We start from the raw sequence: 23,905 nt of genomic DNA on the forward strand, positions 1-23,905 counted from the left end.
GATGGTCGGCGACGAGTGGCAGATCACCGGGAAGCCCGCTCGGCTCACGTCGGCGCTGCTGCCGATGGGCGGCGCGGTGACGGGCGTGTCGGGGCCCAACTGGATGCTCATCGGCGACGCCGCCGCATGCGTCAATCCGCTCAACGGCGAGGGCATCGACTACGCCCTCGAGACCGGTCGTCTTGCCGCGCAGCGCCTCGGCAGCCCCGACCACACCGCGCAGTGGCAGCAAACCCTCGTCGAGCATTACGGCCTGGCGTTCTCGGCTGCTCGACGCCTCGCCGGCGTGCTGACCGTCCCACGCGCGGTGCCGCTGCTCGGCCGGCCGGGCATCCGATCGGCAAAGCTGATGTCGCTCGTCGTACGCGTGATGGGCAACCTCATCACCGACGACGACGCCGATCTGGTCGCCCGGGCCTGGCGTGCGGCCGGGCACGTCTCCACGCGCATCGACCACCGGCCCCCGTTCGCCTGAACCCACCCCGGTAGCCCCGGGGCGGAGCATCGACCATTGGTTTGAGACGTTCTGCGTGATACGTTTCATCGAGAATGTGTTATGCACCACAACGTCGACAAGGGAGCACCCATGCCTCTGCGGACACTGCCTTCGCGGCTTCTGGGCACGATCTCCGCGCGTCGACGCGAGCGCTACCGTCGCCGCGACGAACTCGCCGCCGTCGACCCCGCCGAGGAGCCACGCACCTACGCCATCGAACTGTCGAGCAAGGAATTCGTCTGGGCCACAACGCAAGCGCTCAGCTTTGCGCTGTTCCGCACGTACGCGGTGCCATCGATCGGCGAATTGCTGTACAAGACAGTCCAATTCACCGAGGAAACCCAGAAGCGCTACGACGACACGGTGCTCCTCCTGTCGGCGCCCGTCGAGCACGGTTTTGCTCCGGGCGGCCAGGGGCACGCGGCGGTTCGGCGGATCAACCAGATGCACGGCCGCTACGACATCTCCAACGACGACATGCGCTACGTCCTTGCGACATTCGTCGTCTGCCCACCCCGCTGGATCAACGCATACGAGTGGCGCACACTCAGCCAGCGTGAGATCGACGGTCTCACGAATTACTACCGTCTACTCGGAAAGCACATGGGAATCAAGGACATTCCCGACACCTACGCCGAGTTCGAGTCCCTGATGGACTCCTACGAGCGGCAGCACTTCGACTTCCGCGAAGGCTCCCGCGCAGTCGCCGACTCGACCCTCGACCTGCTGACCACCTTCATGCCGTACCGACTGCTCCCCGCACCCCTCGTCCGACGTCTCGCCCGCGCACTCATGGACGAACCCCTCCTCGACGCCTTCGGATACCCGCACCCCACACGCGCCGAGCGTGTACTCGTCACCGCAGGACTGAAGGCGCGCGGCCTGGCGATCCGCTACTTCGCCACACCCCGAACCGAGCCCGTCTTCGGCATCGACACCGCCGAGGTCCGCGGGTACCCGAACGGCTACCGCGTCGACGACCTCGGCACCTTCCCCACGGGATGCCCCGTCGCGCACAAGAGCTCGGCTTAGCAGCACCGAGCGGCCACATGTGTGTCGTATCGAAGGATCTGTGTGCTGCAGCACCCACATCCTTCAACAAGACACACAGCTACAGGCCAACCCCGGCCCGCTGTACACAACTCGGTCGTCAGCGCGACGCCGAGACAATAATCTCCTCGGCCCCCCGCTCACGTCACGATTGTGTACGCACCCCGGCTCGAGCTAAGCTTTGCGGCCCGTGTGCACCGCGGCGATGCCGCCAGTCAGGTTCTGCCAGCGCACGTCGGTGAACCCCGCGTCGCGGATCAGGTCGCCGAGGCCGAACTGGTCGGGCCACGCCCGAATCGACTCTGCCAGGTACACATACGCCGCAGGATTGCTCGACACCTTGGTCGCCACCGCGGGCAGCGCCTTCATCAGGTACTCCATGTACACGGTGCGGAAAGGCCCGAAAGTCGGGGTCGAGAACTCGCAGATCGCAAGTCGCCCACCGGGTTTCAGCACACGACTCAGTTCGGACAACGCGAGTGGTACGTCCTGCACGTTCCGCAGCCCGAACGAAATCGTTGCGGCGTCGAACGATCCGTCGGCAAACGGCAACGCCAGCGCGTCGGCCGCGACCTTGGGAACGTCGCGGTCGGCACCAGCTTTCAGCATGCCCAGCGAGAAATCGGCGGCGATGCACGTCGCTCCCGACTCCCCCAGCTCGACGGTCGAGACCGCGGTCCCCGCCGCGAGATCCAAGACCACGTCCGACGGGCCCAGTGCCAATGCTTTGCGTGTCGCCTTGCGCCACCGACGATCCTGCGCGAAGGAGAGCACGGTATTCGTGATGTCGTAGCGCTTCGCAACGCCGTCGAACATCGCGGCGACCTCGGCAGGCGCCTTGTCGAGACCTGCGCGGTCGGTGATGGCCATGCCGACCACGCTACTACCCGGCCAACAGCTCCGAATCGGTCAGTCCGCTCTGTCCTGCGATCACCGCGCGATAGTGCCCGACCAGCTGCTCACAGATCGCGGGCCAGGTCCGATCGCGCACCGCCGCAAGCCCTGCCCGACCCATCGCCGAACGATGCGTGTCATCGCGCAGCACGTCGATCACCTCGGGCAACTTCGCCGAGTACGACGCCGGCTCGAGCAGATATCCCGTTCGCCACGCCGACACCAGATCACGCGGCCCACCTGCGTCCGGCCCGACGACCGGCAGCCCACTGGCCATCGCCTCCTGGATCGCCTGGCAGAACGTCTCGTGCTCACCCGCATGCGTGAAGACGTCGAGGCTCGCGTACGCACGAGCCAACTCGACGCCGCGCAACTCCCCGGTGAACACCGCGTCGGGCAGCAGCCGCGTCAACCTCGCACGCTCCGGTCCGTCGCCGACGATCACCACTCGCACCGAGTCGTCGTGCGCGAGCGAAGCCAACCGCTCGACGTGCTTCTCCGGCGCCAACCGCCCGACGAATCCGACGACCAACCGCTCCCGATCACCCATCCACTCACGACGCAGCGCCTCGTCACGTCGCGTCGGATTGAACAATTGCGTGTCGACGCCGCGCCCCCACCGATACAAGCGCGGAACACCATGTGCACCCAGCGATTCCAGTGTCGCACTCGAGGGAACCAGCGTGCGGTCGCACATCTCGTGCAGTCGCCTGGTGTACCGCCACGCCGCGCGCGAAGCCATCCCGAGCCGGTATGCGTCGGCGAACCCCGCGATGTCGGTCTGAAACACCGCCACCGTCGGGATGTCGAGGCGCCGAGCAACCATCGCCGCGGCCCCGCCCACCACGAACGGCGACGCGAGATGCACGACGTCGGGCTGAAAGTCACGCAACGTCCGATACAGCACGGGCGCGGGCACCCCCACCGGCAACGAAGACACCCGCGGCACCTTCACCGACGGCAACAGATGCACCGGCGTGCGCCGACCCACCAGTCGCGGACCACGTTCGACGCCGCGCGCCGAGTCGGGAGCGATCACCACGGCCTCGTGGCCGTGGCGTTCGAGGTGGTCGATGACCCGGAGAACCGAGTTCACGACCCCGTTGACCTGCGGAAGGAAGCTCTCGGCGGCGATTGCGACGCGCATGCCGCAAGAATCAGCGGCCGAGGTTTCCGGCAACCTCGGCCGACGTGTCGGGTCTCGAAACTCCGCGTGAAGTCTCGGCGGTCGACGATCCGGACGCTGAGCGATCAGACTGAGCCTCGGCCTCCGCTTGAGCGTCGGCGGACTGTGCGTCGGGCTTGGCCTCCGCCTGGGCGTCGGGCTTGGCCACCGCTTCGTCGTCGGCCTCGTCACGCGCGGTGCGCAGGGCGGCGCGGCGTCGGCCCCAGCGTCGGGAGAACTCCGCGACGCCGAGCATCAGCGCCCCCACGACGATCCAGCCGAGTACCGCCACCGACACCGCGGGCACGATCGAGAGCACCGCGGTGCGCCCGGTCGGTTTGGCGAGGTCGGGATTGGCGGTGCTGTAGTCGACGCGAATCCGCTGTCCCGCGGTCAGCTCCGTCGGATACAGCAGCCCGAGCCGCGGACTGTGCACCGAGCCGTCGGGCGTCTGGAAGTACGCATTGGCGTGCAGCCTGTCGGCGTATACGACGTCGGCGGTGACCGTGGCCTTGTGCTTCTCGATCTCCGCGTCGTTGCGGAAGCACGCGACGATGAGCACCAGGCACATCGCGGTCACGACCATCCCGAGCGTGAGCAACACCTTCTGCACACGTCGCAGGATGGTCGGATTCATGGCTGCCAGGATAACCGCCGGGCCCGACGCCCCCGGCGGGCGCGGCTCCCCGCGCAGAAAACTACGTCCCGTGGGCCATCGACCTGTACCGGTACACCCCGACCACCCCAGGGGTGCACTTCTCTGCGCACACTCGGCCAGCCAGCCCAGCCGCTCGGCCCAGCCCGAAAGCCAGGCCCTACCCCGACACCCGCGCGGCGATGGCGGCGTGGACGTCGCGCAGTCGGCTGCGGTCGGTGACCACCTCGACGACCTCGATGCCCCCTGCGTCGTCCGGCAGCTCCTCGCCCAGCACGGCGGCGAGCTCGCCCAGCGACACCCGACGGTGCGCCACCCGCATCCCGGCGCACAGGGCGGCCAGGTCGGTGCGGTGCGGAGTACCGAAGACCCGCTCGTACGCCCCCGACAACGCGCCGGAGTCGAGCCGCGGGTCACCCTGCTCCAGCAGCCCGAAGATCCCACCGCCATCGTCGTTCGCCACGACGATCCGCAACGACGAGGGGCGCGGCTCCCCCGGCCCGATGATCAGCCCGGTCGAGTCGTGGATGAACGTCAGATCGCCCATCAACGCGACGGTCCGTGCAGCCCCACCAACCGACGTCGCGCCCCCGGCCAGCGCAGCACCGATCGCCGTCGAATTGGTCCCGTCGATCCCCGCGACGCCGCGGTTCGACAGCACGCGCACCCCCTCGGACACCCGACCCGCCAGCGCGACGTCGCGAATCGGATTACTCGCCCCGACCACGAACTGATCACCCGCCGACAACGCGCCGCTCACCACGCGCGCGACGTGCAGCCCGGTCGGCGGGCCTGGCTCGTCGAGCACGGAATCCACCGCCCCCAGCACTCGCTGCTCTAAAAACGCGCACTCCTTGAGCCACTCCTCGCGCGGCTCGCCGCTGACATCCGCGCGCGTTCCGGTCGCATACACGTTGCCCGACACGTCCGGCCAGCGGGGCCCTGTGGTCAGCGCATAGACGCGCACCTCCGGGTCGGCCAGCAGCCTCGACACCCCGCGATGCAGCGTCGGACGTCCGCAGATGATCGCCTGCTGCGGCTTGATCGACCCCAGCGCCAGCGGGTGTAACGGCGTCGCGGCGTGCGGGGCCGTCGGCTCGGCGACGGTCGGCACGCCCGCCAACTCCGGATGCACACCCGACCCGTGCCCCGAGATCACCACGGTGTCCAGCGAGAGATCGATCGGCAGCGGGACGTCGAGCTTGGCCACCGGCGCCTGCGTCCACGGCACGCCGCCGGGTCGACCGGAGAACGCACCGAGATCCTCGGACGCACTCGCGACGTCGGGCACCAGCGGCTCGCGCAGCGGAATGTCGAACTGCACCGGCCCGGCGTTTCCCGTCCGCGCACCGCGCGCGGACGCCAGCACACGCCCGACGGCCGAACGCCACTGGCTGTTGGCGTCGAGCCCCTCCTCGGCCAGCCCGATGCTGATCGCCGCCCGCACCTGCGTTCCGAAGATCCCGAACTGCTCGACAGTCTGGTTGGCACCAGATCCCAGCAGCTCATACGGCCGATTCGCACTGACAACAATTAGCGGCACGCGCGCGTAATTGGCCTCGAACACCGCGGGTCCCATGTTGGCGACGGCCGTGCCGCTCGTCATCACGATCGGCACCGGCTGCCTCGACGACACCGCCAACCCCAACGCGAGAAACCCTGCCGACCGCTCGTCGATCCGCACGTGCAGCCGCAGCCGACCCTCCCGATCCGCCAGATACAGCGCATAGGCGAGCGGCGCATTGCGCGACCCCGGACACAGCACGGCCTCCCGCACACCCCCGCGGATCATCTCGTCGACGATCACCCGCGCCTGCAACGTCGACGGATTCGGCCCGTCCCTCTCTGCCGCAAAAGTCGCTGACCCTGTCGAGGAATTCATGAGCTCCAGCCTATGTCCGCACCTAAAGTGATCACCGATACGTGCCACCGGCTCGACGGAAGGTGGGCAAATGGGCTTCTACACCGATCACGTTCTGCCGCGCGTCATCAACGTGACGTGCGGCTCGTCGATGCTCGACCCACTTCGACGCCGCGCCTGCGCACCACTCTCCGGCCGCGTCGTCGAGATCGGATTCGGCTCGGGCCGCAACGTCGGCCTCTACCCAGAAGCCGTCACGTCGGTCGACGCGATCGAACCCTCCGACGTCGCCTGGGATATGTCCGCCGACCGCGTCACCTCCTCGCCCATCCCGATCCGCCGCGCCGGACTCGACGGCCAGCGCCTGCCCTTCGACGACGACACGTTCGACGCCGCGCTCTCCACCTTCACCCTCTGCACCATCCCCGACGTCGACGCCGCGCTCGCCGAGATCGCCCGCGTCCTGCGCCCCGGCGGCACCGTCGCCTTCCTCGAGCACGGCACCGCCCCCGACGACGCCGTCCGACGCTGGCAGCTACGCCTCGAACCGATCCAGAAACGCACCGCGGGCGGCTGCCATCTCACCCGCGACATTCCGAAACTGTTGACCCACAACGGTTTCGACCTCACCGCACTCGACCAGTTCTACCAACACGGCGCACCCCGGCCGTTTGCCGCACTCAGCCTGGGCAGCGCAACCACCCCCTGACCCACCCCCTCGCGACGCTCATCACACCCCGCTCGCTCCACCCGACCGCCCGCTCGCCGCGTCGCTACGCTCAACTAATGACCCGCTGGTTCCTGCTCGCCGCCCTCACGGTCGGCGTCAGTCTCCTGCTGGACCTCATCGACGTCGACGCCGCACCGCTGTTCGCTGGACTACTCGTCGCCGCACTCCTCGCGATCATCGGATATGCCCCGCGCCCGCGCACGCCCGCCGACACAAGCACCCACACCGCCACCGGACCACACGCCGACAGCGCAACAGGACCCGCCGACAAGGCCACACAGCCCGCCGCCACCGATCCGCCGACGGTCCCCCGCGCGGCGATGCTGGCGGCGCAGGGCACGGTCGGCGTCTACATCGGCACCATGGCCGATCCGACGACCATCTCCGGCCTCGGCTCCGCCTGGCTGCCGGTCCTCGTCGTCGGGCTCGGCACGCTGGCGCTGTCGGTCGCGGGCGGCGCGCTCCTCGGCCTGCACCGTGAGGTCGACGCCCTGACCGGCTCGCTCGCTCTGGTAGCGGGCGGGGCGTCGGGCCTCGTCGCGTTGACCCGCGATCTCGGTGGTGACGAGCGCGTCGTCGCGGTCGTCCAGTACGTCCGGGTCGCGCTCGTGACCAGCACCATTCCACTCGTCGCATCGCTGGTGTTCCACGCGTCGTCGTCGAATGTCGTTGTGGCTCGGCCAACATGGACAGAGCAGGCCGCGGGCGTCGCACTCCTCGCAATCTGTACAGGTGTCGGCATCCCGCTCGGCAAACTCATCCACCTCCCCGCAGCCGGCCTCCTCGGACCGATGGCGCTCGCAACCGCAGCAGAACTCACCGGGATCGCAGGCGACGCCGCCGTCCCGTCGGTCCTGCTCGCCATCGCGTATGCGGTGATCGGCTGGCAGGCAGGTCTCGGATTCACCCTTCCCCGACTTCGCGCCATCGGCCGCATCCTGCCCGCCGCGGTTGTGCTGATCCTCGCGATCGGCGTCGGCTGCGCGCTGCTCGGTGTGCTGCTCTCCTGGTGGACGGGCGAGTCGATGTTCGACTGCTACCTCGCCACCACCCCGGGCGGCATCTACGCGGTGCTCGCGGCAGCAACGGCCGCGGGCTCCAACGTCGCATTCGTCGTCGCGGCCCAAATCCTGCGCGTACTGCTCATGCTGTTCGTCGCGCCCTTCGCGGCACGCGCGGCCGCCCGCAGGCTCACCTCCTGAAACCCGTGACTGACCTGCGACGCTCCACCACCAGCGCGATGCAGCCCATCGTTACTGTGACTTCAGTCGCATATACATTGAACTCATGACCGGTGAAAGCCAGCCCGAAAACACCCCGTCGTCAGCTCCGACGAGCTCGTCCGAGGCACCTGAGATCCGCGAGTTCGACGTCGTCGTCTTCGGCGCCACCGGATTCGTCGGCGAACTCACCGCCCGCTACCTCGCCGAGCACGCCCCCGCCGGAACGCGCGTCGCGCTCGCGGGACGGTCCGAGACCAAGCTCGCCGACACCCGACGCCGACTCCCCGACGCCGCGCACAACTGGCCGCTCATCGTCGCGGACTCGTCGTCACCCGCGTCGCTCGACGCCATGGTCGCCCGCACGCGCGTCGTCTGCACCACCGTTGGTCCATACCTTCGCTACGGCGAGGCCCTCGTCGTCGCCGCTGCCACCGCGGGTACCGACTACGTCGACCTCACCGGCGAGGTCCCCTTCGTGCACTACTCCATCCAAAAAGCCCACGAGGTCGCGGAGGCCACCGGCGCCCGCATCGTGCACTCGTGCGGATTCGATTCCGTCCCATCGGATCTCGCGGCGTACGAGCTCTATCGCGGCGTGACCGACGCCGACGCCGGCGAGATGACCGACACCACGATGGTCGTCGCCGCGATGCGCGGCGGCGTCTCCGGCGGCACCATCGACTCGATGCGCGTCATCGCCGAACAGGCAAAAGACTCCAGCATCCGACGCCTACTGCTCAACCCGCAGGCACTCTCCGGCACACCCGCCCAGACCCCGCGCGCGGCGCTGTCGTCGGAGCCGAGCGACATCGGAATCATCAACGCGCACAAGGTCGACGAGTCGCTGCGCGGCACCCTCGCACCCTTCTTCATGGCCTCGCACAACACACGTATCGTCCGACGCTCCAACGCACTCCTCGACGGCGCGTACGGCAAGGACTTCCACTACGCCGAGACCATGTCTGTCGGCGGCGTCCCGGGAGTGTCGACAGTCATCGCGGGCGCGGTCGGTGTCGGGTCGGGCGCGTTCCTCGGCGCGATGTCGTTCACCCCGACGCGCGCACTCCTCGACCGTGTGCTCCCCAAACCGGGTTCCGGACCGAGCGAGAAGACAAGGGAGAACGGCTATTTCGTGATCCGCACCTACACGCGCACCACGACTGCTCGACGCTTCCGCTCCACCTTCTCGATGAAGGGCGACCCCGGCTACAAGGCCACAGCTGTCATGCTCGGCGAGAGTGCACTGACACTGGCACTGAACCGCCACCAACTACCCTCGCGCGCAGGCGTTCTCACGCCCGCCGTCGCGATGGGCGACGCACTGATCGACCGACTCCGCACCGCGGGCGCCACCATCGAGGTCACCGAACTGCACTGAAAGCCACAACCGCACTGGGTAACTGAACCGCGCTAGGGCACCCGAACCGCGCCGGCGGCACCCCCGCGCGCGGCGCAGGCGGCCCCTAGTTCAGCCGCCGCTTGTCGCGCAGCATCATTCGGTCCGCCTCGTTGATCAGCACCCGCAGCGACCTGGCGTCATCCGGCCCACACTGCGCCCACCCGATCTCGACACCGAAGTGCGGCACTCGTGCACGTAGATGTTCCACCTGGGATCGGAACTGCGACACCTCATCCGGTCCGCCACGCGCGATCAACGCGAACTCGTCACCGCCAACCCGGGCGGCCAGTCCACCATCGTCGAACACCCACCGCAACGACCGGCCGATACCGGCGAGGTGGCTGTCACCGACCAAATGTCCGTGACAGTCGTTGATTCGCTTCAGATTGTTGACGTCGATGAAGGCGACGATCACATGGTTTCCCGACGCGAGCGCCTCGTCGACAAACGTCTGCCCGCGTTCGGTCAGTCCTCGACGATTCATCAGGCCCGTGAGCTCGTCGGTCACCGCCATGTGCGCGATGGTCGCGGTGGCTGCCCCCAATCGGCGCTCGGTGCGTCGCCAGGTCAGCGCGATCACGAGCGCGAGCACGTCAGCCTTGACCAGTTGCACGGCTACGACGCCGAGCGGGGCGGCCTGCGGATAGCGCCACGCGAGCACAACCGCTGCGACGTTCAGCCCGACGATCAGCGCAAGCGCGATGCGTGGATACGGGACGAGCGCCCCGATGCCGACGATGACCGGTAGTGTCCCGATCGACGGATAGGCGACGTGCGTGAACAGCACGTAGACGACAGGATTCGCGGCAACCACCAGCGCCGCCACGGTCACCAGCGCGGGCGCAGAACGAGACGTGATCAGCCGCGGTCGTCGCCAGAGCGTCCACGCGATAGCCGCGAGCACGACGGCCGTGACCGCCGCAACTGATGACGCAGGACGCGCCCCCGGCGTTGGATCGAACGTGACCTGCACAGCCGTAACCACGACGAACAACGCCGCTCCGAGGGCCACCGTGATCGCGAGCCGGTCGTCGACCACCGAATGTCTGTCCATATGGCTGTCGCTCCCCTTGGTACACACGAACCGTGGGATATGGACAATCCCCGGACGCGGACTCCCCCGCCCCTCGGAATGCTACGGCTGACCAGGCTTCAACTCAATGAACAGCGAATCCAATTCGGCACAGAGACGATCGCCGTCGTGGAGCGTGCCCTTCACGAAGGCCTTGCGTCCCTCCCGCTTGTCGACCCAGGTTCGGCAGGTCAGCGGCGTCGACAGCGGGGTCAGCGAACGGTATTGGACCGTCAGGTACGCGGTGCGGGTGACGCCGTTGATCGCGAGTGCCGACGCCATACCCCCGAGATCGTCGAACGCGACCCCCACCTGACCGCCGTGCGCCGCGTTGTTGCCACCGAGGTGAAACGGCCGGAAGGTGACCTCGGCTACCACTCCATCGGCACTCGCCGACGAGATCACGTAAGGCGGGAGGGTGATGTTGCCACGCGCAGGCAGGTCGACGCGGGTTCCCGCGGGGGTGTGCCACTCGTCGACCTGCACCTTTGCCAGTCGTTCGTTGAGGGCAGTTATCTGCTCGAGTAGCTCCTCGGTCTCCGCACCCTCGGGACTCGCGTAGCGGGCGAGGTCCATGAGTCGTCGGATCTGCTCGTTGAGCTCGCCGTATCGGGGTCCGCCGCGGTCGGTCGTGACCTCGATCCGTGCGCGGAATCCCCCCTCGTGGGGCGACTCGTCTTCGGAGCGGATGTCCCAACCGTCGCGCGTGTCAGATGCCATCTGGCCACCGTATATGGCCGGTCAGCGCTCGTGTCTGTCGGATTCCGAACCGCTGGCGAGCTGGGGCGGACGGGGCGCCTCACGCCGGTCCCGCTGCCTGATCACGGCACCCACCACCAGGGCGACGACCACCGAGATCGTCGCCCAGACGACGATCACGATCGCGATCACCTCGAATGACATGCATCCAGGGTGCCAGATGGGGCTTCGCGAGGGCCACTCATCGGGCAACTAAGGTCGTATTCATGACCTCTGGCGAGACCAAGCGCGCATCGGATCAGCCCTTCGACCCCGACCAATGGGCCACGGTCGAGGGTTTCGACGACCTCACCGACATCACCTACCACCGCCACGTCGGCACGACCCGCGCCGACGGAATCGTGCGCATCGCCTTCAACCGGCCAGAGGTCCGCAACGCGTTCCGGCCGCACAGCGTCGACGAGCTGTACCGTACCCTCGACCACGCTCGACGCAGCCCCGACGTCGGCACCATCCTGCTCACCGGCAACGGCCCGAGCCCCAAGGACGGTGGCTGGGCCTTCTGTTCCGGCGGCGATCAGCGCATCCGTGGACGGTCGGGTTACCAGTACGCGACCAGCCACGACTCCGACGTCACTCGGGCCGATGCCACCGGGGTCGACGAGGCGCGCGTGAAGGCCGAGGGCGGCCGACTGCACATCCTCGAGGTGCAACGACTCATCCGCACCATGCCCAAGGTCGTGATCGCCGTGGTCAACGGTTGGGCCGCGGGCGGCGGGCACTCGCTGCACGTCGTCTGCGACCTGACGCTCGCCTCGCGTGAGCACGCCCGCTTCAAGCAGACTGACGCCGACGTCGGCTCGTTCGACGCCGGATACGGTAGCGCCTACCTCGCCAAGCAGGTCGGCCAGAAGTTCGCTCGCGAGATCTTCTTCCTCGGCGAGGCGTATGACGCCGAGACCATGCACCGCATGGGGGCGGTCAACCGGGTCGTCGACCACGCCGACCTCGAGCGCACGGCCATCGAGTGGGCGCGGGCGATCAACGGCAAATCGCCGACGGCCCAGCGCATGCTGAAGTTCGCGTTCAACCTCACCGACGACGGCCTGATGGGTCAGCAGGTCTTCGCCGGTGAGGCCACCCGCCTGGCGTACATGACCGACGAAGCCGTCGAGGGTCGAGATGCGTTCCTGGAGAAGCGTTCTCCCGAATGGGACGCCTTCCCGTACTACTACTGAGCGTGCACCGGAGCTACAGCTCCGCCCCGAACGGTCTGGGCGCACCGAAGTAGATTCCCTGCGCGAAATGGAAACCCAGCTCCTCGACGCCAGTGAAGTCGGCGTGGTGCTCTACGCCCTCAGCGACCGTCGAGATGTTCATCGTCTCGGCCATTTCGCAGATCGCGCGCACCACAGCGCGGTCGGCTGGATCGTCGGCGATAGCCGAGATGAGCGCCCGATCGACTTTGACGACGTCGACCGGGAGGTCCCGCACGTATCGCAGCGCCGAGAATCCCGAGCCGAGGTCGTCGATCGAGATGGTGCAGCCGCTCTCGTGTAGTCGCTCGACGGCACGCTGCGCCTCCGTGTCGAAGTCGATGACCTCGTTTTCCTGGACCTCTATCCAGATCTGACCAGGGCCGAGGCCGTACTTGTCGATCTCGGTCACCACGTGATCGACGATCGTCTCGTCGACGAGCTGCTGCCGCGAGAGATTGATGCTGACGAATCCGCTCGGGCCGCACAGGGGTTGGATCGACTCGTGGAGCGCCCGAATCGCCTGCGTCACCCCGTTGCGGCCGATGGGCACGATCGCGGATGTGTGTTCGGCGACAGCGAGGAAGTCGCCGGGCAGCAAAACGCCGTCGGCGGTGACCCACCGCAGCAGTGACTCGAACCCCACGGTCACGCCATCAGCCATCCGCACGATCGGTTGGTAGAACTGTCGGAAGTCTGCCTCCGACGAACTGGTCAGCCTCACTGCGAGGTCGAGGTCGCCTTCTAGTCGCTCATAGATTTCGGGTCCGGCGATCGCCATTCGACGCTGCGATTCCAGAGCCAGGCAGAGCGCGGCGTCGGCCGCCTGGACGAGTCTGTCGGCGTCGACACCTGACACCGATTCACTTGAGATCCCATAGGCGAAGTCGACGAAGATGCGTACCCCGTCCACATCGACCGTCGAGGCAGCGAGACCCGCCTGTAGGTCGACGAGAATCGCGTCGACGCCGGGGCCATGCGGAAGCCTCAGGAGCCATTCGAATCGGTTCCGGGCGTCCAGACCTACGTCTGACCCCATCTTGTCCACGAGTTGAGAAACCACTGTGCGCGCCGCCGCCTCGGTCTGTTCACGGCCATAGACCGCGCACGCCCGGCGCTGGGGATCAGCGAGAATGGCAACGACGATTCCAGGAACGTCGTGTCCCCCGTACTTGAACGCCGCCCTCTCCACGCGAGAAGTTTACGATCATCCCGGCGGCCAGGTGTGAATTGGATCCAAGTACCGCCGGTCAAGTTCAATTGATCACCTGTTTGGTCTAGTGAATTGTGCTTCTGAGCTGCAGTTTTGCCGTCTGGGAGATACGCGACTTTCAGCCCTTCATCAAGCGATTCCTCGTGGTGGTACGTCCGCCGTTCGAGCCACTGAGGGGAGTCTCGACTAAGGTCGACGAAGTCAGATTCCCGGCCGGAGGACTTGCCACGTGACGTCGCCCGACCCGACGGACTCCTACGTCTTCGAGCCCCGCAGCAGCCATGAGACACGCCGTCGTCGACGGCGACTCTCCGGCAGTCTCATCAGCTGGGTGCTCGTGATCGTCGTTGTGGTCGTACTCGCCTTCGACGGCCTCGGCTATCAGCTCTTCTATCGGGACCATTCCGACCCACTCCGCAAGGTCGATGCCATCGTCGTGCTCGGCGGCGAGCACGACGGCCGCGAAGACTACGGTCTACAACTCGCCCGCGAGGGCTACGCCAACACGGTGCTGATCTCCGACCCCTATCTGAATGACGGCTATCACCGGGGCGGCGCAGAGCTGATGCGACGAGTCTGCTCGGCGAGCACCGAGTCCATCGAAGTCATCTGCTTCAACCCGGATCCCTCGACGACGCGTGGCGAGGCGATGTTCACCGAACGCATGGCGAAGGAGCGACACTGGCGCTCTGTCATCGTGGTCAGCTGGCGCTACCACCTCTTCCGCGCCCGCTACATCTTCGGCCAGTGCTTCGCCGGCGAGGTCGTCATGCGATCCGTGCCGCGTGATTACGGCCGGTCGATTCCCCTATGGACGGCGACCTTCGCCTACCAGTACGTCGGATTGGCCAAGGCTGTCGTTCTCGGCTGTTGACGTCCCGTTCTCGGCCGTCGATGTAACAGTGCGCGAGTCGGCTCGCACCAGTTCCGACGTGTAGACCAGAAATACGATGAGCAGCGAGAGATCTGCGGTCGAGACCGGGATCGTGATCGTCGAAAAGTCGAGCTGCAATGCGACCACGGAGAATCCGATGAATCCACCGCCGTAGAAACCCCATTCCCAGCGGCGTGAACGCAGGCACCGGTAACCGAGATAGCAGCCGTAGATCAGCATCGCGACAAATGCCAGACCGACCAGAATGCCACCTCGATAGACAGCCAGCAGCGGCGCGTTCGCGACGTAGTTGGTGGTGAACGAGGTTTCCGGATCGATGAACTCCGCCAGTCCCCAGCCCTTGCCGAAGATCCAGTGCCCGGCGACAGTGCTCGGATACTCCTTCAGCGCATCCAGGCGCGCACTCGAACCCTCGTCCTGGCTACCGAATGACGAGAACACACGTTGGCGCAACTGCGGCACCGCGGCCAGCGCGGCGAAGGTGGCGACGCCCAGCCCGACGATGGCGAGGCGTTTGCGATTCGACATCGTCTGGAACACCAGCATGAGCACGACGCCGACGATCACCGAGAAGAGACCCGCACGGCTCAGCGTGAGCAGAAGGGCCAACGCCAAGATCACGCCGAGCACGCTGCGCGCACGCCCGTCGAACAAGACAGCACACATCACCAGCGCCACGAAGAATCCGATTCCGGCGGCATTCGGATCGATATACGTCCCCGCGAGCCGCTGCGTCGCGCCCCCTGAGTGATAAACGAAGCGCAGCGCGCTGGGGTCGTAACCGAATAGCTTGAACGGCTTCATCACTCCCGGATAGACAAGCACACCTGCTGCAACAACCGCACAGGCAGCGCTGGCGACCACATACACTCGTCCGAACGTCCGCAGCTGACGCCGCGGAAGACGCAGAAGCGCGACTACGAGAATCGTTACCGTGAACCATTTCACATATTGCGATATGTCGGCGAAACCGACATATGTTGCCAGCATTGAGATTCCACTGACCACAACGAGAACGATCACAAACCAGTCCATCGTGGTCGGTGAGCGCATCTCGATGGGGTGTATCACGGTCGCCAAAATCACAGCGACAGCGAACGCCAATGTCAACGGAACGTGAACACCAGGTAAATGCGCGACCGGCATGAATCCGAGAACAGCGGCGAACGCCCAGAGAAACCAGGTCGGATGCGCCAGACCAACGTAGGCACCGACGACGACCAGCAGTAACACGATGACAAGAAACGCGGGTTTGGCTCCTGCCATCAACGCACCGAACGCCACCACGGCAGCACTGAGCACCAACAGGGTGCCGACGATCCATGAGCGCCTAGCTGATTCCACGAGCCATATAGTGGCACACCCGGTCGTGTAACACCGAGCTGATCGCGACCGACCAATGTCTGAGGGCAATCCCACACAGCAATTGCCCGAGAACCATGATCCAATCAACTGTCCATTGTTCAACGGTTGAACGAAGCGCCCGCGCGGCGCTACCCCAGAGAAGGGAACCGGTCAGGTGCCACTCGGCGATTACTGGCGCATCATTGTGCGGTTTTGGTGGGTTCTCGTAGTGGGAGCGCTCGTTGGCGCTTTCGCCGCTTTTGCTTACAGCACGTGGATCTCTCCCGGAAAATACGAATCCACCGCTCGGTTGTTCGTGACCGCAGAGGGTGGAACGTCAGTCGGCGAGAGCTACCAGAACAACCTGTTCGCCCAGGATCGGGTCAATAGCTACGCGACAATTGCGACGAGCGACCAGGTCGCACAGCGCGCTGCCGAAACGCTTGGCGGCCAGGTGGGCGCCGGCGACATACGCGGGAGCGTTACGGCTGTCCCGGTCAAAGACACCGTGATCCTGACGATCACCGCCACCGCGGACGACGCGAAGCGAGCCCAGGCCTACGCCCAGGCCGTTGCCAATGCGACGACCGCAGTGGTTCAGGAGCTCGAGACCTCGCGTCGCGGCGACTCCCCCTCTGCGACAGCGGTTCTCTACGATGACGCGAGCCTCCCGTCGTCCAAGAGCGGGCTGTCGTGGTGGCTCTGGCTCATCATCGGAGCGGTCGGCGGGCTACTGATCGGCGTGCTCGCCGCCGTGGCGATCGGCATCTACCAACGTCGACGGATCGACTCTGAGTCAGACATCGCCGACGCCACCGAGAAGTCCGGCATTCTCGCCGTGATCCCCACCGACTCGGAGTTGAAGGACAATTCGTCTCTGGAGCCCGCGACCGGACCGACGTCCGATGCGTACCGCCGCCTCGACGCCAATCTGCGATTCATCGCCTCGGGAAGCACTCGGCATGGCACCGCTCCGTCGGCGATCACCGTCGTCGGTCCGACCCGCGACGTCGGCGCGACGACCACCGTGGTGAATCTCGCGTCGTCGTTCGCCGCACGCGGCAAAACCGTGCTGATCATCGACGCCGACCTCGCCGATCCCACCCTCACCGACGACCTCGGTCAGCCGCCGACCGAGGGTCTGACGACCGTGGCAGTGGGCGAAATCTCGCTTCACGATGCGACGCTGAGTCTTCACGACGGCGTCGACCTCCTGCCGAGTGGTCCGGTTACGTCTGACCCGTGGGGCGCCATCGGCGGAGACGGCTTCGACGCCGTCATTGCGGCTGCGATCCATTCCTACGACTACGTCATCATTGATGCCGGTCCGCTGTCGGCGTCGCCGGAACCACTCACCATCGCCGCGCGCACCGACGGCGCACTGCTCGTGACTCGACGCGGCGTCACCACGAGGAAGCAACTTCGCACGTCGACAAAGGCGATCGAGAGTGTCAATGCTCCGCTGCTCGGCGTGGTGCTCACCTTCACGGCCAAAGTCGCTCACAAGCAGACCGACAGCAGCACACAGGACACTGACAGCGGTTCACCGACAAGCGATTTCGCCGCCGAGCGGGTGTCGGCATCGAGGGTCGACGCAGCCGAGGTGCACGCGGACTCGTGAGCCCTGCCGCAGTGATCTCGACCTTCACCTCACGTCGCGCAGCGACTGCGCTCGCGGTCGGCGTGGTCTGCCTTCTGGCGATCACGGTGTCGGGATGCGCACAATCGACTGACGACACCCCGCTGACGCTGTCGCCGTCGGCTGCTGCATATCCCGAGTCACCGCTGCCCTCCGCTTCGCTGACGACGCCCCGCGACACCGGCAAACCGGGTGCGGTTCTGGCCGTCGAGGATCCGCCCCGCGGACCCGTCAAGGCCATCAACAATCGTGACGCCGTCGTCAAGCGAATCATCTACCGCTCGACTTCTGGCATCGACAACTCGGCAACCGAGGTGTCCGGAATTCTGGTCGTCCCCAAGGGCACCCCACCCGCGGGCGGTTGGCCACTCATCGCATTCGGCCACGGCAACTCTGGCACCGAGAGCACCTGCGGCCCTTCCGAATACGGCAATCTACTCGGCAACGACACCATCATCGAGGCATTCCGGCTCAACGGCTATGCCGTTGTCATGTCCGACTACCAGGGCCTCGGCCACGGCAAGGGCAACCATCCCTTCCTCAGCGCCAAGACCTACGGCAACAACCAGATCGATGCCGTCCGAGCTGCACAGGCGATCGCGCCCGACGTGAGCAAGCATTGGGTGTCATTCGGTGTTTCGCTCGGCGGCATGGCGGCGTGGGCAGCCGGCGACCGCCAACCCGAATACGGGAGCGACACCGATCTCGATGCGACGGTCGCGCTGGTTCCCGTCGGAGATATGAGGGGCCTCGCGGACCGAGCTGCGCAGGGGACACTGACACGCGATCAATACCCTCTTCTCGTCTATGCACTCGACTCGCTGTCGAAGACCTTCCCTGACCGTTTCAACCTCGACGACTATCGCTCCGAGCGTGCCAAGTCAGAGTGGGAGACCTTGATTCGGTGTGTTCCCGACTCAACCGGAGATCTGACGGCCACCCAGCGCGCGCTGAACTCGCTCACACCACAAGACCTGAAGCCGAAGACCGTTGCGGCCACCGACGCGCTGCGCGATCAACTCGCCGACTACGCCCTGCCCGCAGGCCGCAACAACTCGCCCGTTCTCGTCATGTATGGCACAGACGATCCGCTCATCCCTCCGCAGTGGACGGAACGGGTCATCGGCAAAGCCTGCCAGGAAGGTGAAAACCTCACAATCGTCAAACGCGTTGGCGATACCCACGCCGGACTCGATTCTTCCCAGGCAATTCCCTGGATGAAGGGCGTGTTGAACGGCGACAAACCCCAGAGCAATTGCGACGATCGCCCATGAGATCACCATCGACGCGAACCGTCGGCGAGTACGCACATATCCTCCTGCGCGGCGGAATCGTGTTGATCTGCGCCGCAATCGCAGGCGGACTCGCGGGATGGCTCGCGGCAGAGATGACGCCCAAGACCTATGAGTCGCAGGCACGCCTGCTCATCGTCGCCCCGGGTTCCGCGACGGTGTCCAGCGCTCGCACCAGTGGCCTGGCCGGACAGCTACGCGCACCCTCCTATCGTGAACTGGCCACCAGCGACCAACTGTTGATGCGCGTCGCTGCGGCACAGTGGCCGGGTATCGATCCTCAGACTCCCCCTGCCGACCTCCGCGAGCGCGTCGTCGCTTCGATAGAACCAACGAACGCTGTGCTGACGATCACGACAACCGGAGATACACCGCAAGCCGCACAACAACTTTCCGCGGCGCTTGCCGGTGAAATGCCCAAGCTGGTGGTCGAAGTCGACAACCTGAACGGGCGTGCACCCTACGAGCTGAAGACGATCGACGCCGCCACCGACATGGGAGTGACCTCGCCGAAGTTGCTCACCTATATCGGCCTTGGCGCCGCCGTTGCCGTCGTGTTCTCCGCGGTGGCGCTCCTCGCATTCAGCCTGCTACGCAACAGAGTCGACGATGCGCTCGGTGCATCGAACACCCTCAGATCGAGTCGAGAGTTGGAGAATTCGCAGTGAATCGCCCGACCGTACGCGTGCGGATTTTCGTGAGTTGGTTGGCGCTGGCCATCGCGGTCGCTGCAGCACTGACCGCCTGCGGCTCCGACGAGCAGTCTGCGACAACATCATCCGGCCGTCCTCCCGGCGTTCCGGTCGACGTGCCACGCGCTGGCGCCACCGGGCCCGGAACAGTGTCGTGGGCACAAACCATGCCGGTTCTCGACCGTCGGATCTCGGCGGCGACGAGTCTCGCTGTGCGCGTGGAGTACTCCTCGACCGATCACGACAACAAACCAACCGTTGTCACCGGCGGCCTCTTCGTGCCGGCGGGCCAGGCACCCCAGGGCGGGTGGCCGATCATCGGATTCGGCCACGCGACCGTCGGTGTTCTCAGCGAATGCGGGCCGACGCTGGACTCGAGCCTTCGTGGCGCGGCCGACCTTGTCTACGTTCTGCTGTCTCAGGGATACGCCGTGGCAGTCAGCGACTACCAGGGCCTGGGCACCCCCGGCGACGCGGAGCCAACGCACCCGTACCTCGATGCGACGACCGAGGGACACAACATCATCGACTCGGTGCGTGCGATGAGGCAGATGTCGCCTTCGAACACCTCCGACAAGTGGGCGGGATTCGGCGTATCGCAGGGCGGCCAAGCCGCGTGGGCGTCGAACGTTCTCGCGGCTTCGTACGGTAAGGGCCTCAACCTTGTCGGCACCGTCGCCATCTCGCCCCCTGCGGACATCTCAAAGCTGTCAGACAAGGCGTGGTCATCGAATCTGACAAAAGATCAGTACGGGCTCTACCAGTGGTTGCTGCTGGCGCTCAAGCACGAGAATCCCAGCCTTGATCTCGACAGCTATCGTAGAGGCTCCGCCACCACGAACTGGACCGCGTTGTCGCAGTGCGCATCCCGCTACAGCCAGGAACGACAGCAGGCAGCTGACGCACTCACCGATGCGGACCTTCGGCCGGACTCGGCCACGAGCCGCGAAGAACTCGAACGACTCTTGCGCGAGCGGGGCCTCCCCAAAGGCCTGCCCACCGCCCCGATTTTGGTGATGTACGGCGGAAAAGACACCTTGATCGACTCCGCGTGGACCACTGCCGTGATAGGTGCGAATTGCTCAGCCGGCGCTGATCTCGTGGCGTCCTTCCAACCCGACCGCGGACACGCCGACGTCGATCCCGGCGTTGCCATCTCCTGGCTCGAACAACAAATGCAAGGATCGGGGAGTCCATCGGGATGCACGAACATCTGACGCGACACGTTTCCATTCTCGTTGTATTGTTGACAAGTGAGTGATCACTCCGCGACAGCACCTGAGCAGTCTGTCGAAAAGAGCGCATCATCAGGGCGTCACCGCATTCCTGAAAACCACACACACAATCCCCCACGATCGAGGGACCAGCAGGTCACCGAGGCTACAAACACCGCAGGGGCCAAGCCTTTTCGAGCACGAATTCGCGGACTCGACGGTCCTCGCGGAATTGCGTGCATGCTTGTGCTGGCCCAACACGTCGGTGGCCACTATTCGCCGAACACGTTTTTTTCCGGCCACTTGCAGATCTTCGGTCAATCACTGATCTTCTTCTTCGCGCTCTCCGGTTTTTTGCTGTATCTCCCCATTCTTCGTCGCCTGTTCACCGGTGGACAGTCACAGCCTGACGTAGCGTCGTACACCCGACACCGGATACTGCGGGTATTCCCGGCATATCTGTTCATCTTCCTCGTCGCGAGCTACCTCATGCGCGCGGTATATCTGGAGAACGCCGCGGTTGCGGAATCAAGCGGCAAGTTCGCCGGGATCGGGATGATGACAGATCCGGCCATGATCGCCGCCAACCTCTCGCTCGTCCAGAGCTACATCCCGTCGATGCTTCAAACAGGCATCAACCCGTCGTGGTCATTGACCATGGAGATCGTGTTCTACGTGGCATTGCCGCTCATCGGCCTGCTCGTCTTCACGCTACGACGCCGCTACGGGTGGAATCCGATCGTGCTGGCTCTCATCGGCCCCGTCGTCCTGGTGATTCTGGGTACCGCCGGGAAGTTCTTTGCCCTGTGGCTCGCGAACCGGCTCGGCATAACCGACCTCATCATGGCGAACTGGGGACCCAACTGGGTGGCCGTCGTGCTGCGCAGCTTCATCGCTTCGTCTGACAACTTCGCATTCGGCATGATCGCCGCGATTCTGTTCGTCGGGGCCGAGACCGGGCTCATCTCGCGTCGTCGTCTGAAACGAGCGCGACCGTGGACCGGCCTCGCCATCCTCCCACTGATTCCGATCACCTATGTGCTCATCGCCCTCGGCTCGCCCTTCTCCAGCACCGCGACGGCACTCGCCTCCGGCATGATCATCTTGTTCATCGTCATTCCCTTCGCGCGAGGCGAGGATTCGGCATTTGCCCGGGCGCTCGACTGGAAACCTTTCGAGTACTGCGGCCGGGTATCGCTGAGCATCTACCTGTGGCATTTTCCTGTCCTGTTGGTCCTGGGCAGGTGGGGATGGATGCACGGTGACACGTGGTCGGGCCTGGCTTTCAATTTCGTTGTGGTCAGCGCGGTGAGCATCGCGCTCGCGACACTGTCGTTCTACTTCGTCGAAAAGCCTGCGATCAATTACGCCATCCGGTCCCGCCGTCGCTGAGATGGCCTCAGTCCCGTGAGCCGCGGGGTGCGGGTAATCGTCGTCCTGGTGGCCGCGCTGATGATCGTGCAGGTCAGCGGGGCCGTCGTCGGCTACCGCCTCTTCACCGATCCACCCGCAGAGCCGCCGGTCCATTCAGACGCCATAGTGATACTCGGCGGTGCGCACGATGGCCGCGAGTCTTTCGGAATCGATCTCGCCCGTGCAGGTTTCGCGGACACCGTACTGCTCTCGAACCCGTATCCCGCCGAGGACGCGACGATGCGTGCGGCCTGCCAGCCGTCGGACCGGAGGGTCAGAATTGTGTGTTTCGCACCGCGGCCGTCGACGACAACGGGCGAGGCCCTGTTCACTCGCGAACAGGCGCGCGCCCATCATTGGAACCGAGTGACAGTAGTGAGTTGGCGCCACCACTTGTTCCGCGCGGGCGTGATTTTCCGGCAGTGCCTCGGCATCGACGTACAGCTCGTCGCCGTTCCCAACGCCTACCACTTCTCGCTGGGGGCTTGGGCTTTCGTCTACGCCTACCAGTTCGCTGGAACTGCACGGGCAGCGCTCACCGGATGCCCGCCCGACTGACGAGTCCTCATCTCACTCCAGCGAAACCCTGACTCACGACCACGTAAACGAGGACGGCAACCGACGCTGCCGCGACCATGTAAAGCATCACGAGTGCCGCGGATATGAGCGTCGTCACCAGCAACTGCGCGACCTCCGAATTGCGTCTTCTGGATCCCGAAGCGGTTGACAGGCGACGGGCGCGACTCGCCGTCGCCTCGACCGTGGCTGCGACAATCAGCGCGTAGGGCGCGAGAACGGCACATCCTCCCAGCACCAGAATCGAACGCACCTGCCCGGAGAATGGCAGCCCCCACGCGGCGCCGGCGCACGCAGCGGCGAGCACAACGAGGAGTAGCGCTCTGCCGAGCACATCGGATTCACCTCGCGACGCCGCGAGATACCACCACACCACTGCCGCAATGCAACCCGTGAGCACCAGACCTGACACCGCGACGATCATCGCTGCGACACCACCCTGCCTGCGACCACCTTGCCTGCAACGTAGGCGATCACTGACGCAGGTGGAGTAACTGCGAGAACCACGATCCCCTGCCAGATGGGGTAGTACATCAATCCGAGCACCGCGGTCGAGGCAAATCCCGATAAACCAACCACGATGCCCGCAACAAAGAATTCCGAGCGCTGCCCGGACATGCGAACCAGTGCATAGATGAAGCAAGCGCATATGGGCGCTACCGTAGCAATAAGAATCGGCGACACCGGTAAGTACCGATCGACGAGATATCGACCAGCCGCAGCACAAGCCGCTCCGACACCCACCAGCACGGTCTGCCGTCGCATGGCATACGTCGCCGACTCCGATCGCGATGCCACCACCGGCTCAGGCTACCCGATTTGAGGTTGGGCAGCCTGCCGAGCGCACCAATCAGGTCCTTATCGAAGCAGCGACAGAGAACGTTACGCGTCATATTTCACACAAATTCGGAGTTGCGCCTTCGGTGCGAATCGTTAAGATTTACTCAGCGGGCGCTCAGCGTTGGTGAAGCCCCAAAGGCGTGAATCAATAGAGACACCGCATTGCTTTGCACCAAATCTCTGCCTGCCCCAAACCCCTGCCTGCAAAGAATTTGCGCTTGCAACAAAGCCTGTCCGACCGTCGGCAGGTTTCACGAGCGATTACTGACCCGTCGGAGTACATGTGG

The 23,905-nt window shown here is 65.4% G+C and carries 23 protein-coding genes and 1 pseudogene; 13 read left to right on the top strand and 11 right to left on the bottom strand.

Features of this window, described 5'->3' with window-relative positions; genetic code table 11:
* Together A5777_RS00280 and A5777_RS00285 are read left to right on the top strand one after the other, a co-directional pair.
* Positions 1 to 475: pseudogene (locus A5777_RS00280) on the top strand (FAD-linked oxidoreductase); the annotation flags it as partial.
* Positions 476 to 586: 111 nt separating this feature from the next.
* Positions 587 to 1,528, top strand: a complete 942-nt coding sequence (locus tag A5777_RS00285) for an oxygenase MpaB family protein (protein WP_064861254.1) — start codon at positions 587 to 589, stop codon at positions 1,526 to 1,528.
* 192 nt (positions 1,529 to 1,720) lie between these two features.
* On the opposite strand, the gene A5777_RS00290 is transcribed toward A5777_RS00285, so the two are convergent.
* From A5777_RS00290 to menD, 4 genes are all read right to left on the bottom strand, one after another.
* A complete protein-coding gene (locus tag A5777_RS00290; RefSeq protein WP_064861255.1) occupies positions 1,721 to 2,416 on the bottom strand; it encodes a demethylmenaquinone methyltransferase in 696 nt (231 codons plus the stop codon).
* Positions 2,417 to 2,429: 13 nt separating this feature from the next.
* Positions 2,430 to 3,587, bottom strand: a complete 1,158-nt coding sequence (locus A5777_RS00295; RefSeq protein WP_064861242.1) for a glycosyltransferase family 4 protein — start codon at positions 3,585 to 3,587, stop codon at positions 2,430 to 2,432.
* 10 nt (positions 3,588 to 3,597) lie between these two features.
* On the bottom strand, positions 3,598 to 4,242 hold the full coding sequence (locus A5777_RS00300; protein ID WP_064861243.1) for a DUF3592 domain-containing protein: 645 nt from the start codon (positions 4,240 to 4,242) through the stop codon (positions 3,598 to 3,600).
* Between the two features lie 178 nt (positions 4,243 to 4,420).
* Entirely contained in the window at positions 4,421 to 6,142 is a 1,722-nt protein-coding gene (gene menD / locus A5777_RS00305) for a 2-succinyl-5-enolpyruvyl-6-hydroxy-3-cyclohexene-1-carboxylic-acid synthase (protein ID WP_064861244.1), read from the bottom strand.
* 70 nt (positions 6,143 to 6,212) lie between these two features.
* Between menD and A5777_RS00310 the strand changes: the two genes are divergently transcribed.
* From A5777_RS00310 to A5777_RS00320, 3 genes are all read left to right on the top strand, one after another.
* On the top strand, positions 6,213 to 6,830 hold the full coding sequence (locus A5777_RS00310; RefSeq protein WP_005208657.1) for a class I SAM-dependent methyltransferase: 618 nt from the start codon (positions 6,213 to 6,215) through the stop codon (positions 6,828 to 6,830).
* A gap of 77 nt (positions 6,831 to 6,907) precedes the next feature.
* Positions 6,908 to 8,053 (top strand): AbrB family transcriptional regulator, encoded by a 1,146-nt coding sequence (locus tag A5777_RS00315; protein WP_005208656.1) that lies wholly within the window; start codon positions 6,908 to 6,910, stop codon positions 8,051 to 8,053.
* Positions 8,054 to 8,138: 85 nt separating this feature from the next.
* Positions 8,139 to 9,452: a saccharopine dehydrogenase family protein gene (locus A5777_RS00320; protein ID WP_064861245.1), complete on the top strand. Its 1,314-nt coding sequence runs from the start codon at positions 8,139 to 8,141 to the stop codon at positions 9,450 to 9,452.
* Between the two features lie 85 nt (positions 9,453 to 9,537).
* Here A5777_RS00320 and A5777_RS00325 read toward each other — a convergent pair whose 3' ends face one another.
* The 3 genes from A5777_RS00325 to A5777_RS24915 form a co-directional block, all read right to left on the bottom strand.
* Entirely contained in the window at positions 9,538 to 10,527 is a 990-nt protein-coding gene (locus tag A5777_RS00325; protein ID WP_064861246.1) for a GGDEF domain-containing protein, read from the bottom strand.
* 81 nt (positions 10,528 to 10,608) lie between these two features.
* On the bottom strand, positions 10,609 to 11,265 hold the full coding sequence (locus A5777_RS00330; RefSeq protein ID WP_005208650.1) for a PaaI family thioesterase: 657 nt from the start codon (positions 11,263 to 11,265) through the stop codon (positions 10,609 to 10,611).
* 21 nt (positions 11,266 to 11,286) lie between these two features.
* Positions 11,287 to 11,448 carry a hypothetical protein gene (locus A5777_RS24915; RefSeq protein WP_197502258.1) on the bottom strand — a complete coding sequence of 54 codons (162 nt, stop codon included), beginning with the start codon at positions 11,446 to 11,448 and terminating at the stop codon, positions 11,287 to 11,289.
* Positions 11,449 to 11,510: 62 nt separating this feature from the next.
* On the opposite strand from A5777_RS24915, the gene A5777_RS00335 reads away from it, so the two are divergent.
* Complete coding sequence (locus A5777_RS00335) at positions 11,511 to 12,482, top strand: 1,4-dihydroxy-2-naphthoyl-CoA synthase (protein ID WP_064861247.1); 972 nt, start codon at positions 11,511 to 11,513, stop codon at positions 12,480 to 12,482.
* Positions 12,483 to 12,495: 13 nt separating this feature from the next.
* Here the strand turns inward: A5777_RS00335 and A5777_RS00340 are convergent, their stop codons facing one another.
* Positions 12,496 to 13,692 carry an EAL domain-containing protein gene (locus A5777_RS00340; RefSeq protein ID WP_064861248.1) on the bottom strand — a complete coding sequence of 399 codons (1,197 nt, stop codon included), beginning with the start codon at positions 13,690 to 13,692 and terminating at the stop codon, positions 12,496 to 12,498.
* A gap of 250 nt (positions 13,693 to 13,942) precedes the next feature.
* Between A5777_RS00340 and A5777_RS00345 the strand changes: the two genes are divergently transcribed.
* Positions 13,943 to 14,587: a YdcF family protein gene (locus tag A5777_RS00345; RefSeq protein ID WP_005208644.1), complete on the top strand. Its 645-nt coding sequence runs from the start codon at positions 13,943 to 13,945 to the stop codon at positions 14,585 to 14,587.
* Here the strand turns inward: A5777_RS00345 and A5777_RS00350 are convergent.
* Positions 14,522 to 15,952, bottom strand: a complete 1,431-nt coding sequence (locus tag A5777_RS00350) for an O-antigen ligase family protein (RefSeq protein ID WP_231894888.1) — start codon at positions 15,950 to 15,952, stop codon at positions 14,522 to 14,524. The two genes, A5777_RS00345 and A5777_RS00350, sit on opposite strands and share 66 nt — an antisense overlap.
* A 175-nt stretch (positions 15,953 to 16,127) precedes the next feature.
* Between A5777_RS00350 and A5777_RS00355 the strand changes: the two genes are divergently transcribed.
* The 6 genes from A5777_RS00355 to A5777_RS00380 are packed head-to-tail and all read left to right on the top strand — an operon-like array spanning position 16,128 to position 22,760.
* Positions 16,128 to 17,573, top strand: coding sequence for a polysaccharide biosynthesis tyrosine autokinase (locus A5777_RS00355; RefSeq protein WP_005208641.1), 1,446 nt, complete (start codon positions 16,128 to 16,130; stop codon positions 17,571 to 17,573).
* Positions 17,570 to 18,865, top strand: coding sequence for a lipase family protein (locus A5777_RS00360; protein ID WP_005208639.1), 1,296 nt, complete (start codon positions 17,570 to 17,572; stop codon positions 18,863 to 18,865). The genes A5777_RS00355 and A5777_RS00360 overlap by 4 nt, the downstream gene beginning before the upstream one ends.
* Positions 18,862 to 19,551: a hypothetical protein gene (locus A5777_RS00365; RefSeq protein ID WP_005208637.1), complete on the top strand. Its 690-nt coding sequence runs from the start codon at positions 18,862 to 18,864 to the stop codon at positions 19,549 to 19,551. Before A5777_RS00360 ends, A5777_RS00365 begins: the two co-directional genes overlap by 4 nt.
* Positions 19,548 to 20,792: a lipase family protein gene (locus A5777_RS00370; protein ID WP_082933481.1), complete on the top strand. Its 1,245-nt coding sequence runs from the start codon at positions 19,548 to 19,550 to the stop codon at positions 20,790 to 20,792. The genes A5777_RS00365 and A5777_RS00370 overlap by 4 nt, the downstream gene beginning before the upstream one ends.
* A 36-nt stretch (positions 20,793 to 20,828) precedes the next feature.
* Positions 20,829 to 22,181, top strand: a complete 1,353-nt coding sequence (locus A5777_RS00375) for an acyltransferase family protein (protein ID WP_082933482.1) — start codon at positions 20,829 to 20,831, stop codon at positions 22,179 to 22,181.
* Between the two features lie 15 nt (positions 22,182 to 22,196).
* Positions 22,197 to 22,760, top strand: a complete 564-nt coding sequence (locus A5777_RS00380; RefSeq protein WP_156529239.1) for a YdcF family protein — start codon at positions 22,197 to 22,199, stop codon at positions 22,758 to 22,760.
* A 7-nt stretch (positions 22,761 to 22,767) separates the two neighbouring features.
* On the opposite strand, the gene A5777_RS00385 is transcribed toward A5777_RS00380, so the two are convergent.
* Together A5777_RS00385 and A5777_RS00390 are read right to left on the bottom strand one after the other, a co-directional pair.
* On the bottom strand, positions 22,768 to 23,202 hold the full coding sequence (locus tag A5777_RS00385; protein ID WP_064861251.1) for a hypothetical protein: 435 nt from the start codon (positions 23,200 to 23,202) through the stop codon (positions 22,768 to 22,770).
* Positions 23,199 to 23,396 carry a hypothetical protein gene (locus A5777_RS00390; protein WP_005208620.1) on the bottom strand — a complete coding sequence of 66 codons (198 nt, stop codon included), beginning with the start codon at positions 23,394 to 23,396 and terminating at the stop codon, positions 23,199 to 23,201. Before A5777_RS00390 ends, A5777_RS00385 begins: the two co-directional genes overlap by 4 nt.
* Between the last annotated feature and the right edge of the window lie 509 nt (positions 23,397 to 23,905).

Source organism: Gordonia sp. 852002-10350_SCH5691597, assembly GCF_001665715.1.
Classification (GTDB): domain Bacteria; phylum Actinomycetota; class Actinomycetes; order Mycobacteriales; family Mycobacteriaceae; genus Gordonia; species Gordonia sputi.

Excerpts from the sequence above, each read along its gene's own strand:
- A5777_RS00285 (WP_064861254.1), top strand. The coding sequence starts at position 587 with ATGCCTCTGCGGACACTGCCTTCGCGGCTTCTGGGCACGATCTCCGCG.
- A5777_RS00290 (WP_064861255.1), bottom strand. The coding sequence starts at position 2,416 with ATGGCCATCACCGACCGCGCAGGTCTCGACAAGGCGCCTGCCGAGGTC.
- A5777_RS00295 (WP_064861242.1), bottom strand. The coding sequence starts at position 3,587 with ATGCGCGTCGCAATCGCCGCCGAGAGCTTCCTTCCGCAGGTCAACGGG.
- A5777_RS00300 (WP_064861243.1), bottom strand. The coding sequence starts at position 4,242 with ATGAATCCGACCATCCTGCGACGTGTGCAGAAGGTGTTGCTCACGCTC.
- menD (WP_064861244.1), bottom strand. The coding sequence starts at position 6,142 with ATGAATTCCTCGACAGGGTCAGCGACTTTTGCGGCAGAGAGGGACGGG.
- A5777_RS00310 (WP_005208657.1), top strand. The coding sequence starts at position 6,213 with ATGGGCTTCTACACCGATCACGTTCTGCCGCGCGTCATCAACGTGACG.
- A5777_RS00315 (WP_005208656.1), top strand. The coding sequence starts at position 6,908 with ATGACCCGCTGGTTCCTGCTCGCCGCCCTCACGGTCGGCGTCAGTCTC.
- A5777_RS00320 (WP_064861245.1), top strand. The coding sequence starts at position 8,139 with ATGACCGGTGAAAGCCAGCCCGAAAACACCCCGTCGTCAGCTCCGACG.
- A5777_RS00325 (WP_064861246.1), bottom strand. The coding sequence starts at position 10,527 with ATGGACAGACATTCGGTGGTCGACGACCGGCTCGCGATCACGGTGGCC.
- A5777_RS00330 (WP_005208650.1), bottom strand. The coding sequence starts at position 11,265 with ATGGCATCTGACACGCGCGACGGTTGGGACATCCGCTCCGAAGACGAG.
- A5777_RS24915 (WP_197502258.1), bottom strand. The coding sequence starts at position 11,448 with ATGTCATTCGAGGTGATCGCGATCGTGATCGTCGTCTGGGCGACGATC.
- A5777_RS00335 (WP_064861247.1), top strand. The coding sequence starts at position 11,511 with ATGACCTCTGGCGAGACCAAGCGCGCATCGGATCAGCCCTTCGACCCC.
- A5777_RS00365 (WP_005208637.1), top strand. The coding sequence starts at position 18,862 with ATGAGATCACCATCGACGCGAACCGTCGGCGAGTACGCACATATCCTC.
- A5777_RS00385 (WP_064861251.1), bottom strand. The coding sequence starts at position 23,202 with ATGATCGTCGCGGTGTCAGGTCTGGTGCTCACGGGTTGCATTGCGGCA.
- A5777_RS00390 (WP_005208620.1), bottom strand. The coding sequence starts at position 23,396 with ATGTCCGGGCAGCGCTCGGAATTCTTTGTTGCGGGCATCGTGGTTGGT.